At 65.6% G+C, this 13,464-nt stretch carries 18 protein-coding genes; 11 read left to right on the top strand and 7 right to left on the bottom strand.

All coding sequences use genetic code 11. The features are described from left to right. Window positions 1-37: 37 nt before the first annotated feature. From V9L18_RS02510 to V9L18_RS02530, 5 genes are all read left to right on the top strand, one after another. A complete protein-coding gene (locus V9L18_RS02510; protein WP_337345587.1) occupies window positions 38-913 on the top strand; it encodes a glycerophosphodiester phosphodiesterase in 876 nt (291 codons plus the stop codon). 122 nt (window positions 914-1,035) lie between these two features. Further along, on the top strand, window positions 1,036-1,521 hold the full coding sequence (locus tag V9L18_RS02515; RefSeq protein ID WP_337345588.1) for a DoxX family protein: 486 nt from the start codon (window positions 1,036-1,038) through the stop codon (window positions 1,519-1,521). After that, window positions 1,479-2,321 carry an AzlC family ABC transporter permease gene (locus V9L18_RS02520; protein WP_337345589.1) on the top strand — a complete coding sequence of 281 codons (843 nt, stop codon included), beginning with the start codon at window positions 1,479-1,481 and terminating at the stop codon, window positions 2,319-2,321. Before V9L18_RS02515 ends, V9L18_RS02520 begins: the two co-directional genes overlap by 43 nt. Beyond that, window positions 2,318-2,629 (top strand): AzlD domain-containing protein, encoded by a 312-nt coding sequence (locus tag V9L18_RS02525; RefSeq protein ID WP_337345590.1) that lies wholly within the window; start codon window positions 2,318-2,320, stop codon window positions 2,627-2,629. The genes V9L18_RS02520 and V9L18_RS02525 overlap by 4 nt, the downstream gene beginning before the upstream one ends. Before the next feature lie 437 nt (window positions 2,630-3,066). Beyond that, window positions 3,067-3,342, top strand: a complete 276-nt coding sequence (locus V9L18_RS02530) for a hypothetical protein (RefSeq protein ID WP_337345591.1) — start codon at window positions 3,067-3,069, stop codon at window positions 3,340-3,342. A gap of 76 nt (window positions 3,343-3,418) precedes the next feature. On the opposite strand, the gene V9L18_RS02535 is transcribed toward V9L18_RS02530, so the two are convergent. After that, window positions 3,419-3,643 (bottom strand): hypothetical protein, encoded by a 225-nt coding sequence (locus V9L18_RS02535; protein ID WP_337345592.1) that lies wholly within the window; start codon window positions 3,641-3,643, stop codon window positions 3,419-3,421. 177 nt (window positions 3,644-3,820) lie between these two features. Continuing rightward, the gene (locus V9L18_RS02540; RefSeq protein WP_337345593.1) at window positions 3,821-4,486 is read right to left on the bottom strand and encodes a TetR/AcrR family transcriptional regulator; all 666 of its coding nucleotides are present in this window, start codon (window positions 4,484-4,486) and stop codon (window positions 3,821-3,823) included. Window positions 4,487-4,606: 120 nt separating this feature from the next. On the opposite strand from V9L18_RS02540, the gene V9L18_RS02545 reads away from it, so the two are divergent. After that, window positions 4,607-4,930 (top strand): thiamine-binding protein, encoded by a 324-nt coding sequence (locus V9L18_RS02545; RefSeq protein WP_337345594.1) that lies wholly within the window; start codon window positions 4,607-4,609, stop codon window positions 4,928-4,930. 27 nt (window positions 4,931-4,957) lie between these two features. On the opposite strand, the gene V9L18_RS02550 is transcribed toward V9L18_RS02545, so the two are convergent. From V9L18_RS02550 to V9L18_RS02560, 3 genes are all read right to left on the bottom strand, one after another. Then, entirely contained in the window at window positions 4,958-5,176 is a 219-nt protein-coding gene (locus V9L18_RS02550) for a hypothetical protein (protein WP_337345595.1), read from the bottom strand. Then, window positions 5,173-5,922 (bottom strand): GAF and ANTAR domain-containing protein, encoded by a 750-nt coding sequence (locus tag V9L18_RS02555; protein ID WP_337345596.1) that lies wholly within the window; start codon window positions 5,920-5,922, stop codon window positions 5,173-5,175. The genes V9L18_RS02550 and V9L18_RS02555 overlap by 4 nt, the downstream gene beginning before the upstream one ends. Before the next feature lie 85 nt (window positions 5,923-6,007). Next, entirely contained in the window at window positions 6,008-6,736 is a 729-nt protein-coding gene (locus tag V9L18_RS02560; RefSeq protein ID WP_337345597.1) for a GAF and ANTAR domain-containing protein, read from the bottom strand. 251 nt (window positions 6,737-6,987) lie between these two features. On the opposite strand from V9L18_RS02560, the gene V9L18_RS02565 reads away from it, so the two are divergent. From V9L18_RS02565 to V9L18_RS02585, 5 genes are all read left to right on the top strand, one after another. Further along, window positions 6,988-7,665 (top strand): O-methyltransferase, encoded by a 678-nt coding sequence (locus V9L18_RS02565; protein ID WP_337345598.1) that lies wholly within the window; start codon window positions 6,988-6,990, stop codon window positions 7,663-7,665. A gap of 122 nt (window positions 7,666-7,787) precedes the next feature. Then, window positions 7,788-8,267 carry a Dps family protein gene (locus tag V9L18_RS02570; protein ID WP_337345599.1) on the top strand — a complete coding sequence of 160 codons (480 nt, stop codon included), beginning with the start codon at window positions 7,788-7,790 and terminating at the stop codon, window positions 8,265-8,267. Window positions 8,268-8,287: 20 nt separating this feature from the next. Continuing rightward, window positions 8,288-9,502, top strand: a complete 1,215-nt coding sequence (locus V9L18_RS02575; protein WP_337345600.1) for a hypothetical protein — start codon at window positions 8,288-8,290, stop codon at window positions 9,500-9,502. Then, window positions 9,496-10,935, top strand: coding sequence for a bifunctional PIG-L family deacetylase/class I SAM-dependent methyltransferase (locus V9L18_RS02580; protein WP_337345601.1), 1,440 nt, complete (start codon window positions 9,496-9,498; stop codon window positions 10,933-10,935). Before V9L18_RS02575 ends, V9L18_RS02580 begins: the two co-directional genes overlap by 7 nt. A gap of 1 nt (window position 10,936) precedes the next feature. Beyond that, complete coding sequence (locus tag V9L18_RS02585) at window positions 10,937-11,665, top strand: glycosyltransferase (protein ID WP_337345602.1); 729 nt, start codon at window positions 10,937-10,939, stop codon at window positions 11,663-11,665. Between the two features lie 77 nt (window positions 11,666-11,742). Here the strand turns inward: V9L18_RS02585 and V9L18_RS02590 are convergent, their stop codons facing one another. Together V9L18_RS02590 and V9L18_RS02595 are read right to left on the bottom strand one after the other, a co-directional pair. Next, window positions 11,743-11,919 carry a CsbD family protein gene (locus V9L18_RS02590; RefSeq protein WP_337345603.1) on the bottom strand — a complete coding sequence of 59 codons (177 nt, stop codon included), beginning with the start codon at window positions 11,917-11,919 and terminating at the stop codon, window positions 11,743-11,745. A gap of 280 nt (window positions 11,920-12,199) precedes the next feature. Next, complete coding sequence (locus V9L18_RS02595; RefSeq protein ID WP_337345604.1) at window positions 12,200-13,294, bottom strand: YihY/virulence factor BrkB family protein; 1,095 nt, start codon at window positions 13,292-13,294, stop codon at window positions 12,200-12,202. Between the last annotated feature and the right edge of the window lie 170 nt (window positions 13,295-13,464).

Here is a 13,464-nt window from a genome sequence, read left to right on the forward strand (position 1 = left end):
TCCCGCATACGATCCCAGGGTCGGCTACCGTGTCAGCATGGCCACCGACGAGTCTGTACCCCACCGGCCCCTGGTCTTTGCCCACCGGGGCGCTAGTGCCGCCTTTGCCGAACACACCCGCGCTGCGTACCTCCAGGCATTGGCCGACGGCGCCGACGGCGTTGAGTGCGACGTCCACCTCACGCGGGACCAACACGTGGTCCTGCTCCACGATGCGAATCTGGACCGCACCTCCGACGGCACCGGGCCGGTTGCGGACCGCACGCTCCAGGAGCTGAGGCTCCTGGATTTCTCGTCGTGGAAGGGCGTGCGGATTCCCGAGAAATACGGAGCCCGGTCAGAACAGTTCCTCACCTTGGCTGAGCTATTGGGTATCCTCCGCGCCGCTGGGCGGCCCGTGGGCCTGGCCATAGAGTTGAAGCACCCGAGCCCTTACCAGCTCAAGCTGGAAGACCGCGTCCTGAGCGTTCTTCGGAGTGAAGGCTGGGACCCTGGGACCTCATCGGTGGACAACGTGCGGGTGACGTTCATGAGCTTCAGCCCGGATTCGGTGAAGCACCTGCTCCGCACGGTTCCCGCAGAGTTCATCTGCCAGTTGGTGGACGAAATTGATGTTGATGAAATCCGTGAGGAGTTAGGCCTGGGTGTACTGACCGGCAGCGCCATCGCCAATGTTATGAAGGCCGCGCAGCTGGAAGGCGAACGCATCCTGGACGACTGCGAAGTGAGGCTGGCCGGGCCGGGCATCGACTACGTCCGCCAGCATGCCCGCACCGTGCAGCGCTGGCTGGAATCCGGCCGACGCTTCCGGGTATGGACGGTGGACTCCGAACGGGACGTGGCGCTTTGCCAGGGACTGGGCATCCACGAGATCACCACGAACATGCCCGCGCGGGTGTTGGCCCAGCTTTAGGCGGGGGGGGTGATGGCCAGCTGAAGCTGCCAACGGGTTCGGCCGCCGATCTGTTTAGTCGCCGGCCCACGCGTCCCAAGCCGCGGTTCATACGCCCGACAGGGCTGTGGTTGAGTGGAACCATGCCTTTTCACTGGCCCGGCGCCGTTCATCGGTCCAGCACCGCCACCCATGCACTCTCTGCGGCAGCCCTGAGCGCGCTGCTCATGGCTAGCGCCATGAAACACTTCCGCGATCCCGGCTTCTTTCGCCAGGTGGTTCCGGATTATCTCTGCCGCGACGACGGCGACACCCCGGCTGCCGGCGCACCGCCCGCCGCACGGCCCCTCGCCGTGATGACGCGGGAGGAGTGGATCGCGCTCAGCGGCCTCGTGGAGGCGGGCGCCGCCGTCGGCCTTCTCATCCCCGCAACGCGACGCACCACGGCCACCGGCGTCGCGGCTCTCTTCGGCGTGTTCGTGGCAGGCCACGTGGACGCCATCCGGCGCGCCTGCCGCCCGGAGGGTTCATCAACCCAGCGCGCAGTGCACATGGCCCGTTTGCCACTGCAGATGCCGCTGATTCTGTGGGCCTGGAGCCTGCGGAACGCCGGACGGCGGCCCAGTTGAGGAAACTCCTGGCATCCCCGGCAGTCCGGGTGGGGCTGTCCATCAGCATCGCTACAGGACTCTACGGAGTTTCCTTTGGCGCCCTGTCTGTCACCTCGGGCCTGGACTTCTGGCAGACCATGGCGCTGAGCCTCCTGCTGTTCAGCGGAGGTTCCCAGTTCGCGTTCATAGGAGTAGTGGCTGGCGGCGGATCCGGCGTTGCGGCTATGAGCGCAGCCACCCTGCTGGGGATGCGCAACGGTATTTACGGTATGCAGCTCAACGCGCTCCTCCACCCGACGGGCTGGCGCAAATATGTGGCAGCGCAGCTCACCATCGACGAGTCGACAGCCACCAGCACCGGCCAGACCGATCCTGCTGAGCAGTTACGAGGCTTCTGGGCGGCAGGGATCGGCATCTATGTCCTGTGGAATCTTTTCACAGCCGTGGGCGCCCTTGCCGGGGCGGAGCTCGGCGATCCAAAGCAATGGGGGTTGGATGGAGCGGCCGTCGCAGCTTTCCTGGCCCTCCTGTGGCCGCGGTTGAAAGGCCGGGAGCCGGTGGCCATCGCGGTCGTCTGTGCCCTGGCGACCGTCCTCGCGGTGCCGTTCGTGCCGGCCGGGGTGCCCATCCTGGTCGCTGCCGTGGTTGCGGCCGTGATCGGCTGGTTCAGTCACGGCCGCAGCGACGAGGGCCTGGAACCCGACGTAGATCCGTACGCGGAACATCATCACAGCCACCACGGCGGTCACCACTCCATGGGCCCTACCGGCCCTACCGGCCCTACCGGCCCGGCCGGCCCGACGAAGGCGGACGCGTGAACCTTTGGACTTGGCTGCTGCTGGCGTGTGCCCTTGCCTATGCGTGGAAGCTGGTGGGCTACTTTGTGCCTGCGAGGCTCCTGAGAGATCCCCGCATGTCGCGCGTGGCAGGCACCATGACGATCGGCCTGCTCGCTTCACTGACGGTGGTCAATGCAGTAGCGTCCGGGCAAAACCTGGCGGCCGATGCCAGGCTGGGAGCGCTCGTGGCGGCAGCAGTTGCACTGGCCTTCCGGGCACCGTTCCTGGTGGTGGTGCTGGTGGGTGCCGGGGCTGCCGCCGGCCTTCGGCTCATTGGCTGGAACTGACGCGCGCCTCGCGTTGCGCCTGCCTATGGTGACGCGGAACACAGCGGCGGTACTATGGGCTTGGCTATGCAGTTGGCCATGGACCTTTCTTGTTTAAGCGGTGACCATGGAAAACCCACTGTATGTAACCGGCAACAGATCCGGGACGCCACCCAAAGTGGCGTCCAGACGACGTGCGGGCTTGCCCGCGAAGAGGTTCTTTTCCCGCTTCAGGTCGTTATCAGATGTTCCTGCCTCGGACCTGAAAATGCTCTCTGAGCGCATCACCATGGCGTTGGATTTGGGGCATGAGCCCGATATCTCGGCCCTGCGTGCAGCCCTGCGCCACGAACTGCGCAACCGCGAGTCAGCGCTTAATGATTGACCCTTTCGGGATGGATGTATGGTCCACTGAAGAGGGGCCGCCATCCAGCCAGGCGGCCCGAAGGAGGAACATCATGAACGATCAGCCGCAAGCTACGGCCCAGGATGATGGTGCCGAAGCCGCGACCACCGGTAACCATCCCAAGGTGCGACCGGCCTACATTGACTCCAGCGGTTCCGAGGCCACCCGGGAACTTCGCGACAAAGCGCGCCGCCGGCGGGAAGCCGAGGAAAAGCTCCAGCAGCACCTGCGTGAAGCTAAGGAACATACTCCCCATTCCGACACACACCCTCAGACTTCGCCCGAAGACGAAAGCAAGAAGGACGAAAGCAAGAAGGACGATAGCTAGAGGAATCGGGGATTAGCGCCGTGCCCGCGGTGTCCGCGCTGACCCGCGGGCCGGCAGTGTGTGCACTCCTGTGCAGTCAGGCTACGCCGTGGGCCGCGCCATCGACCGAGCCGGCCCGGCGGCCGCATTCTTCAACGGCGAGTTCGTACCAGACCTGGGCGCCGAATTCCGGGGTGGCCGTGTCGAGGTTCTGGAACAGTGCGTCCAGGAGGTTTGCCAGTTCCTCGGCGGAAAGGTGCGGAAGTACATCTTCCGGTCCGCGGGGGTCATTGATGAAATGGGACAGCTGTGAACTGTTCATCGTGGCGTGATTTCGTCGGATCGGGTACGCAGGAAACTGTTCATGGGTCGCTCCATCTGGGAATTCAGAGGCTGGCTGCGTAACCCCACTTGAGTCTATTCCAACGACTGGATGCCCACAATGGGCCGCCTACGGCGCTCTTTACCGACGGTGCGCGCTGAGCGGCCCGCTGCCCGCCTAGCTGAACCGGCGTCCCGGGAGGTATTCGCCGGACAGCCGGTCGCCGGTCAGTTGGGCTGCAGGCAAGGGAACGTGTGCAGGAAGAGGCCGATGCGGCCGTTCGGAGCGGATTGCGTCCTCGACGAGGGCCACGGGGCGGCGCCAGGCATCGGAACCAGGCTCCATCGTGTCCACGACGCCGATCAGCATGGCGAGCAGCCGGAAGATGTCCGTCATGGAGATGTCAGGGCGCAGCGTGCCCTGTCCCTGCCCGCGTCCGAGCAGGACGCCGATGGAATCGATAAGGGAGCCGGTGATGCCCGTCAGGAGCTGTCGCCGCCCGGCTACGGCGCCGAGCAGGTTCGCATCGGTGCTGGCTGCGGCCATGATCGCCTCGATGACCCGGAACAGTCCGGCGGCTGCATCAATGTCCGCCAGGGCGTCGTCGATCACGGGATCCACTGTCAGCCTGAGCTGGCGGTTAAGGGCGGCCAGTACCAGTTCTTCCTTGTCCGCGAAGTTGCGGAAGAGGGTTGCCGGTCCGACGCCGGCCGTGGTGGCGATGGTCTGCAGCGGCACTTCCGGACCGAATTCCTGGAAACATTGCCGGGCCGCCGTAATGATCTTGTCCACGTTGCGCGCTGCGTCTGCGCGGAGTGGTTTTCGGGCGACTGCGATGCTCATGCGATCAGGTTAGCAACGGAGCCGGGGGCGATCACCGTTACTGGAGGGTAGGCGGTTATGTGACGTGGACGGGGCAGCGGGAGCCTCCTCGCCGTCCCGCTGCCGTGGCAGACTGGCTGTATGTTGCTTGCATTCTCTGTTGCTCCGTCCGGCACGCCGGTTGGCGGTTCCCGCCCCACCGACGCCTCAGTGCACGACGCCGTTGCCGCCGCGGTGAAAATCGTCCGGGAGTCGGGGCTTCCCAACCAGACGGATTCCATGTTCACCACCATCGAGGGTGAATGGGATGAAGTCTTTGACGTGGTGAAAAGGGCCACCGAGGCCGTTGGGCAGTTCGGCAGCAGGGTCTCCCTGGTCATCAAGGCGGACATCCGGCCCGGCTATTCAGGGGAACTCACCGCCAAGGTGAACCGGCTGGAAGGCGCGCTCGCAAAGGACGCGTGAGCCCTTGGCTCCCCACCAGGCTGTCAGTTAGTGGCCATCCAGTTCGTGGACGGCGTGGTCCAAGAGGTCGCGTTGAACGGGCCGGAGCATGTAAGACCTGTTCAAGTAGGCGTCGATTTCCAGCTCACCTGCGTCGCCGCCGATGCTGAAGTAATGCAACCACAGTGACTCAAGGGTCAGGCCGGCCTGGCGGTATGCCTCAGCCGTCCGTTCCCGCTGCTCCTCGGCAGGCTCGTCAACGTTCATGGCCGTTCGTGGTCAGGTTCTGCGGGGCGGTCAAGCACGTTGAGTGCGACTGCGAAGAGCGGAGCTCCTTCCTGGCGTGACTGGTCAGTCAGGGCACGCAGCGCGGCGCGCTCGTCCAGGTTCAGACGCTCCATCAGCACCCCCTTCGCCATGTCGATCACGCTCCGGCTGTGCAGGGATTTTTTGAGGTCAGCGCTGAGTTGCTCGGCGCTGTCATGCGCCTGGATGTTGGCAAGCAAAACGGCCGCGGGGGTGGCGAGGAGTTCGAGGAGGTTCTCGCTGCCGGCGTCGAAGGCGTTGGGGTGGCTGCCGTAGACCTTCAGGGCGCCGATGGCTTGGGCCGGTCCCGTTCCGTTGCCTCCGGGGAGGAGGAGGGGGACACTTAGGCAGGACACCAGGCCACGCTGAGCGATCGCTTCGCTCCATTTGGGCCAGCGCGTTTCGGTGGCGGCGTTATCCACCCGGATGGTTATGGCTCCTGCCCACGCCGCGAGGCACGGGCCCTGGCCGAGTTCGTACTGCAACTGGTCCGCTTCTTCCACGAGTGTGCTGGTGGAAGCCCGGCTGGTGGGACGGCCCTGGGCATCAATGAGGGTGGCCCCGGCCCCGACGCTGCCGGGGATGCTTTCAAACGCGGCCTGGGCAATCTTTGCGATCGCTGGCCCTGCAACGTGTTCGGTGAGCAACAGGCCGGAAACGCGCGCGAAGACCGCCTGAAGTTCGCCGGTCACGGACTCTCTGCGCATTACGGGTGGTCTCCTGCTTGCCGTTGGTCCGGCAGGAGGAATACGAGCGCTGCCGCTGGTTCCAGCATAGACCGCATGGCTTGGCCTACTGTGAGGCGGCCGGGATGGCCGCGCCCCTGACGATGTCCAGGGCCAGCGCCGGAAGCCTCACCTTCCTGGTCCTGGCGGCTTCCTCCAGGAGGGTAATGGCGGCTTCACGGCTTGAGCGCGTGTGCGCCATGACCAGGGCGAGGGCCGCGTCCATGGTGGCGCGGGAACGAAGGGCGGCCCGTAATTCTTCCGGATAGGTCGGCTGTTGAAGCGGAGGATGAACCAGCAGGGCGAGGCGAAGCGGACGGGAGAGGGACTGGGCGTACCACTCGATGGCGGCTTGTGTGTCGGGCCCGAACGCAGCGTCCCGGTGTGCATAGCAGTTCAGCGCGGCCGAAGCTTCCCCGCCGGCGTCGATGGGCACTGCCAACACCGACCTGACGCCCGTACTCCTGGTGGCTTCAAAGTAGCGGTTCCATCGGTGGTCCGTTCGGAGATCGTCCACCTGCACCGTATGCCCGGTGCGCAAGGCACTGAGGCAAGGCCCGTCGTCGAGCTCGTACTGCCGCTCATCCAAAAGGCGGGCCTGCGCATCACTGCTGGCCACAGTGAAGGGCTTCCCGTTGCGCTGAACCGAGATGGCGCACAGGATAGGTGCGTCCGTGCCCAGCAATGTGGCTGAGTAAAGCGTGAGGTCCAGGAGGAACGATTCGAAGTCCTGGCTTTCCAGCAGCAGGTCCTGAAGATCTTCCACCGATGATGCGGATGTATGTTCTGAGGCCATGCCGAGCCTCGATTCTGGGTGGTCCCGAACCCTGAGGTGCCGGGAGTGGCTGCGGTGGGCCACAGCCTAGGGCGCTCCCGAACTGGCGTTCTGGAGCCGAAGCCCCGTTTTCGACGGGATGCTTGCGCACGAATCCTTGGATTGCGCTCTCATTTCGAGCCTACGCTCAATGGAGCGCACAAGATACAGCCCGCCCCGGACGCTGGGAGGCATGTCTGGACCCGCGCCCGCCCCCATGCCAGACTGTGGCCATGTTCGAGCACAAGCCCCAGCCAGGCTGGATTGCAGTCGAAGAATTCCTGACCGACACGGTGGTCCATCCCAACGGATCCTTGCAGCGGGCGGTGCAATCCGCCGTCGACGCCGGGATGCCCCCGATTGAGGTAACCCCCAACGCCGGGAAGCTGCTTCAGCTCCTGGTACAGGTGTCCGGCGCGCGCCGCGTTTTGGAGATCGGCACGCTGGCAGGTTTCAGCACTATCTGGATGGCCCAGGGACTTCCCGACGACGGCCGGCTGGTCACGTGCGAATACCTCACCAAACATGCGGAGGTGGCCAGAGCGAACCTGGACGCCGCCGGCGTGGGCCACAAGGTGGAAATCCGCATCGGCCCCGCGCTGGATTCCTTGGCCGCATTGGAGGCTGAAGGCCAGGAGCCATTCGATTTTGTCTTCATTGACGCGGACAAGGAGAACGATTCCAACTACCTTGAGTGGGCAGTCCGGCTGGGCCGTCCGGGCACCACGGTAGTCCTGGACAACGCCGTGTGGGAAGGGGCCGTGCTGGAGACGTCCCTGGACCCGGTGAACGCGCCAGGGATCGTAGGCGCACTGGAACTGATGGGCAACCACCCGCGGCTTGATGCCACCGTGATCCAGACCGTCGGCTCCAAGGGATGGGACGGCTTCGCGCTCGCAGTGGTTCGCTGACAGCCGTGCTGCGAAGCGGGTTGTCCGGCAGAAAGCGCTGTCCGAAGAATTGCTAAGTATGCTTAGAATGAGTTTCCGTCCGGATCCCCGGCCGGTACGTAACCCTTGCAGCGGAGGAAATGATGAAAGCGTCACCCACTCTGGCCAGTAACCTTCAGTTGGTTCTCACGGACCTGATCGAACTGCATATGCAGGGCAAGCAGGCGCACTGGAACATCGTGGGAACGAACTTCCGGGACCTCCACCTGCAGCTGGACGAAATCATCGCCGCAGCCCGCCAGTTCGCGGACGAGGCAGCAGAAAGGATGCGTGCCCTGCACGCCCTTCCGGACGGGCGGAGCCAAACAGTCTCCGCTGACACGCGGCTGGATGAGTTCCCCGCCGGGCTGACGTCCACCAAAGCCGCCGTGAAGCTGGTTACGGCCAGGCTGGAAAGGACTGTCAAGACTGCGCGGGATGTACATGACGAAGTGGATGAGGAGGACCCCACCAGCGCGGACCTGCTCCACGCCATCATCGAACGCCTGGAGCAGCTTGCCTGGATGGTGAACGCCGAGACGATGACGCCCTCAGCCGCAGTCACCGAGGCGGCCGACAAATAGGCTCCGGCAGGCTCGCGCCCATGAAGGAATCCAGCACGCGGACCGACCCCGCGGGGGCCCGCCGTCCGCGGGCCGTCACGTTCCCACCGGGTCCCCGCGAACCAGGACGGGGCGGATCCCGTGCGGAAGCGCAGGGGCCGGTTCCGCCAACTGCAGGCCCGCACCCGGGCCTGGACCGGTTGCTCGATGCCGTGGCCCCTGCGGTGGGGGACGTGCCAGCACTTCTGTCGCTCGCCCGGGACGCAGGACGGACATGGCCCCAGCCTGGACAGGGCAACACCGCGGCGCTTTGGGAACTGCTGGCCTCCGTCGCCGCAGTGGACGTTGCTGCCGGCCGGATCTTCGAGCCACACCTCGACGCACTGGCCATCCTTGCCCAGTCAGGCAGGGATCTGCGCCCGGTGGAAGGCGCCTGGGGTGTGTTTGCCGCCGAGGGCCCAGGCGCCAGGTTGGAGGCCAAAGCAGGAGACGCCGGCGTCCTCCTGGACGGTTCAAAACCGTGGTGCTCCCTGGCGCCGCTGCTGGACCACGCAGTGATTACCGCGCACACGGACGCGGGTGGCAGAGCGGCCTTTGCCGTGGACCTGCACCATCCCGGAGTGACGTGTGACGAGCCAACGTGGATAGCCCGCGGACTTCAGGAGATCCCCAGCGGGACAGTGCACTTCAACCAGGTGCCTGCGGAGCAGTTGGGCGGCGACGGCTGGTACTTCAGCCGTCCGGGCTTTGCCTGGGGCGGCATGGGCGTGGCCGCGTGCTGGCTGGGCGGAGCAGTAGCTGTGGCCAGGGATTACCGGGATTCCCTGCGCGCGGCCGCGGGCAGAGGACGTGAACCGGACCAGATTGCCTTCGCCAGCCTGGGCGAGATTGACCGCATCCTGACGTCCGCCCTCCAGTACCTGGCGCGGACAGCAGCATTGATTGACGACGGCGGACTCGCGGGCGGCGGTCCACCCGCCTCCGCCAATGAACACCTCCAGTCCGGCGGTGATCAGCGCCCGGGCGCGGAACGGAGCCCGTGGAGCGAAGCCCTGCGCGTCCGCGGTACTGTGGCGGCCGCCGTCGAACGCGTCCTGGCCCTTGTCAGCCGTGACCGGGGACCGGCACCACTTGCTTTCGACGAACCCTACGCCAAGCGGATGGCCGATCTGGCCCTCTACGTGCGCCAGCACCACGCCCAGCGGGACGACGCGCAGCTCGGGGCGCTGACCTTGAAAGGGGAGCCGCCATGGTGAGCTTTTCGCACACCGACAAGGGCACGGACGAGGCCACCTGGGCTGCCAGCGGATTGGCGGACCTCGCCGGGCTGCCGCTGGGGCAGGATGAACTGGCAGGCCTGAGGTTCGTGGTCCTGGCGGCCCATCCCGATGACGAGACGCTGGGGGCCGGGGGCCTGCTGGCGCAGCTGCACAGCCTCGGGGCCGACGTCGAAGTTTTGTTGTTCACCGCGGGGGAGGGCTCGCATCCCGACTCCGAAACGGTTTCCCCGGGCCAGTTGGGAACTACCCGCGTCAACGAGTTTGCCGCGGCCCTGGCGGCGTTGGGCCACGCCGGAAACTGGCGCTTCCTGGGGCTTCCGGACAGCGGTTTGGAGCGGCATCGGGATGCGATGACGGCGGGGATCCGGGACGCAACGCGTGACCACCCCGGCCCGGCGGACCAGCTGGTGATTGTGGCCCCCTATCGCGGCGACGGCCACGCAGACCACGATGCCCTGGGAACGGCCGCGGCAGAGGTGGCGCGCGACGGCGGCCACGGACTGCTGGAATACCCCATCTGGTACTGGTTGTGGGCGGCGCCGTCGCACCCTGCGTGGGAGTCCTGGTTCCGCCTGCCGCTGGACCCGGCAACACACGCGGCCAAGGCTGCGGCGATGCACGCCCACGCAAGCCAGGTCCTCCCGCTGTCGCCCCTCCCGGGGGACGAAGCGTTACTGAGCGCAGAATTCCTCCGGCACTTTGACCGCCCCTTTGAAGCCTTCGCGTGGACGCCGGCGGCAGCAAATATCCGCGAAACCCGTGGTGCCACAACCCGTCCGGCCACCCCTCACAGCAGTGCCGATGCCGAACGGATCTTCGATGAGGTCCATTCGGCTTCCGAGGATCCGTGGCAGTACACCACCAGCTGGTACGAGCGCCGGAAGCGCGCGTTGACCCTGGCTGCCCTGCCCCAGGAACACTACCGGTCCGGGCTGGAGGTGGGCTGCTCGATCGGCACGCTCACCGTTGACCTCGCGGACCGCTGTGCCAGCCTCCTGGCCGTTGATGCCAGCAGCACCGCCTTGGAGCGTGCCGCGGGGCGGCTGGCTCCATATCCCGGCGTGAGGACCCGGCAACTCACTCTTCCCCGGGAGTGGCCGGAGGGCACCTATGACCTGATAGTGGTTTCGGAGGTGGGATACTATCTGTCTCCGGCCGAGTTCGGGCTGCTCCTGGAACGTATCGAGGCCTCCATGGCGCCGGGCGGCACCCTCGTGATGTGCCACTGGAGGCACCCCGTCTCCGGCTGGGAGCTCGACGGCGATACCGTCCACACGCTGGCCCGGAACGGATTGGCGTGGCCCGCGGCCGGCCTGTACCGGGAGCCCGACTTTGTGCTGGAGATCCTGGTGGCTCCCGAATCCCTGGCATCGCCTGACCGTCCCGCTGCTTTGCCCGGGGAGCAGTGAGATGGAGCGTATCGGGCAGGTTGCGGTGGTGGTGCCGGTCCACAACGAGGAGTACTACCTGGCCCGGGCTCTCAGTGGGGTCCGGGCGGCAGCCAACGCGCTGAATCCGGAAAGGCCGCACGTTGGCGTCGAGATCATAGTGGTCCTGGACAGCTGCACCGATGGCTCCCGCGGGATCGCCCTGCGGTTCGCGGCAGCCGATTCGAGGTTCAGGGTGCTGGAGGTGGACTTCCGGAGCGTTGGGAAAAGCCGTCGGGCAGGCATTGAGGCTCTGCTGGCTACCCGGCCGTCACCCGGAAGTCTATGGTTGGCCAACACGGACGCCGATTCCATCGTTCCGGTGAACTGGCTGCAGCGCCAAGTGGAGCTGGCGGACGCCGGTACGGATGCCGTACTCGGCTCGGTGGAGCCGGACCCGGACGGCATGGACCCTGAGATCCTGCGGCGCTGGCACGCCCGGCATCCCGTTGAGGAGCACCATGCCCACGTCTACGGGGCGAGTTTCGGCGTACGGGCCTCGGCCTACGAACTGGTGGGAGGGTTTCCGCGCCAGCGATCACACGAGGACCGCGGGCTGGTGCAGAAGCTGCGCCGCCACGGGTTCAGGGTAAGGGCAACTGACAGCATCCGGGTGCTGACATCGGGCCGCCTCCATGCCCGGGCGCCGCACGGTTTTGGCGCCTATCTGTTGGCGCTGGGCCTGGAACCGGCAGTAGCCGCGGAAGGATAGCCGGGCCATAAAACAGCCGGGCCGGGCCAGCAGGCTTTTGCCTGCCGCCCCGGCCCGTGGGTCAGGTGTTGAAAGAGTCAGTCCTTCTTGAAGGCGTCCTTGACCTTCTCGCCGGCCTGCTTCAGGTCCGCCTTGGACTGGTCCATCTGTCCTTCGGCCTCGAGGCGCTCGTCGTCTGTCGCCTTGCCTGCGGCCTCTTTGGCCTTTCCGCCCATCTTCTCGGCGGTGTTCTCAATCTTGTCATCCAAACCCATGGTGATTCTCCCTACGGCTTGTTGCGGCGGCGGAATGTCGCCGGTGATTCTTCAATGGTAGCCAGCGATGGCATTGGTCAACAGGGCCAGCGACGGCGGGAAGTCGGGAAGCAATCCCAACGGAAAGGATCAAGGGGGCCGACGGCGACTGGGGGGACTGGCCTCGGTCTCAGAAGAGGCCAACTCACCGCCGACCCCGCCTTATACCCGGGCCAGGGATGGCCTGGGAAACCTGGGCAGGATCTGCTTCTTCGATTTTCCTCCAAGATGGGGGCCCTGCCTAGCCCTGCCGATTAGCGTCCCCGTCGCGGGCGTCACCACTGTGACGCTCGCGGAGTTCGCGGCCGTGCTGGATGTCTTCCTCCTCCTGTTTCTGCAGTTTTTCGCTCTTTTTCGTGTCGCGCGGAGGCAGCTGGATGGTCTCCTCGGCCTCGATGCCGGCCTGGAGCTGGCGACCGCGTTCCATCTCGGCGTCGAACTCCGCACCGAACAGCAGCGACATGTTCAGAATCCAGAGCCACAGGAGCATCACGATCACGCCGCCCAGCGCCCCGTATGTCTTGTTGTAGTTGCCGAAATTGGCCACGTAGAAGGCGAAGCCCAATGACGCAAGAATGAAAATTACCAGCGCGATCAGCGACCCGATGCTCATCCATCGGAATTTGGGCTGCTTCACGTTTGGGGTGGCGTAGTACAGGACGGCGATGATCACGATGACAAGCGCGACGATTACCGGCCACTTCGCAATGTTCCACACCGCGAGGAAGGCGCCGCTCAGCCCGATGGCACCTCCAACGGCTTCCGAGACCGGTCCGCTGAGGACCAACATGCCGGCCAGCAGGGCGACGATGACTACCGCAAGCAGGGTGACTGCCAGCATTGTTCCGCGCAGTTTGAGGAAGGCCCGGCCCTCGTCCACCTCGTAGACGCGGTTCATGGCCCGGCCGAACGCACCTACATATCCGGAAGCCGACCATAAAGCGGTTGCCAGGCCGAGGAACAGTGTGAGGCCTGCCGCCGGAGAAGCTGCAAGTTCCTCAACAGGGCCGCTCACCGTGTTGACAGTGTCCTCGGGGGCGATGCCCCGGACGATCTCCAACAGCACCGCCGTCGTCTTTTCCGGATCGCCGAAGATACCCACCAGGGAGACGAGTGCCAGGAGCGCAGGAAACAGGGACAACACGGCGTAATAGGTGAGGGCAGCGGCGAGGTCGGGGCATTGATCCTTCGAGAACTCCCGCAAGGTCTTTTTGGCGATGTACTTCCAGGATGGCTTGTTGACGTCCGTGGGACTGTCCGGCTTGCGGGGATCGTCCGGTGCCGGGGCCTTGGACGCTTTGGCGGTGCTGGTTTCGGGGGCATCATGGGTTGCCATGGGAGTCCTCTCTCGCGGTGAAAACTCGAGGTGAAAAGCAGACAGGCCGGCGCCGCCGGGGGAGGCGGGTTGCCGGCCTGTCTGCTGGGTGGGGGTTAGGGGTTTTGGACGTGGTCCTTGGCCTCTGTTGCTTTGTCTTTGACGTCGGCGGCGGCGTATTGGCCTTCGGT

It is taken from the genome of Pseudarthrobacter sp. CCNWLW217 (genome assembly GCF_037203985.1).
In the GTDB taxonomy this organism is placed as follows: Bacteria; Actinomycetota; Actinomycetes; order Actinomycetales; family Micrococcaceae; genus Arthrobacter.

What these genes read in the sequence shown, in the direction of transcription:
- V9L18_RS02510 (WP_337345587.1), top strand. Translation starts at nt 38, where the DNA reads ATGGCCACCGACGAGTCTGTACCCCACCGGCCCCTGGTCTTTGCCCAC.
- V9L18_RS02515 (WP_337345588.1), top strand. Translation starts at nt 1,036, where the DNA reads ATGCCTTTTCACTGGCCCGGCGCCGTTCATCGGTCCAGCACCGCCACC.
- V9L18_RS02530 (WP_337345591.1), top strand. Translation starts at nt 3,067, where the DNA reads ATGAACGATCAGCCGCAAGCTACGGCCCAGGATGATGGTGCCGAAGCC.
- V9L18_RS02535 (WP_337345592.1), bottom strand. Translation starts at nt 3,643, where the DNA reads ATGAACAGTTCACAGCTGTCCCATTTCATCAATGACCCCCGCGGACCG.
- V9L18_RS02540 (WP_337345593.1), bottom strand. Translation starts at nt 4,486, where the DNA reads ATGAGCATCGCAGTCGCCCGAAAACCACTCCGCGCAGACGCAGCGCGC.
- V9L18_RS02545 (WP_337345594.1), top strand. Translation starts at nt 4,607, where the DNA reads ATGTTGCTTGCATTCTCTGTTGCTCCGTCCGGCACGCCGGTTGGCGGT.
- V9L18_RS02550 (WP_337345595.1), bottom strand. Translation starts at nt 5,176, where the DNA reads ATGAACGTTGACGAGCCTGCCGAGGAGCAGCGGGAACGGACGGCTGAG.
- V9L18_RS02555 (WP_337345596.1), bottom strand. Translation starts at nt 5,922, where the DNA reads ATGCGCAGAGAGTCCGTGACCGGCGAACTTCAGGCGGTCTTCGCGCGC.
- V9L18_RS02560 (WP_337345597.1), bottom strand. Translation starts at nt 6,736, where the DNA reads ATGGCCTCAGAACATACATCCGCATCATCGGTGGAAGATCTTCAGGAC.
- V9L18_RS02565 (WP_337345598.1), top strand. Translation starts at nt 6,988, where the DNA reads ATGTTCGAGCACAAGCCCCAGCCAGGCTGGATTGCAGTCGAAGAATTC.
- V9L18_RS02570 (WP_337345599.1), top strand. Translation starts at nt 7,788, where the DNA reads ATGAAAGCGTCACCCACTCTGGCCAGTAACCTTCAGTTGGTTCTCACG.
- V9L18_RS02575 (WP_337345600.1), top strand. Translation starts at nt 8,288, where the DNA reads ATGAAGGAATCCAGCACGCGGACCGACCCCGCGGGGGCCCGCCGTCCG.
- V9L18_RS02580 (WP_337345601.1), top strand. Translation starts at nt 9,496, where the DNA reads ATGGTGAGCTTTTCGCACACCGACAAGGGCACGGACGAGGCCACCTGG.
- V9L18_RS02585 (WP_337345602.1), top strand. Translation starts at nt 10,937, where the DNA reads ATGGAGCGTATCGGGCAGGTTGCGGTGGTGGTGCCGGTCCACAACGAG.
- V9L18_RS02590 (WP_337345603.1), bottom strand. Translation starts at nt 11,919, where the DNA reads ATGGGTTTGGATGACAAGATTGAGAACACCGCCGAGAAGATGGGCGGA.
- V9L18_RS02595 (WP_337345604.1), bottom strand. Translation starts at nt 13,294, where the DNA reads ATGGCAACCCATGATGCCCCCGAAACCAGCACCGCCAAAGCGTCCAAG.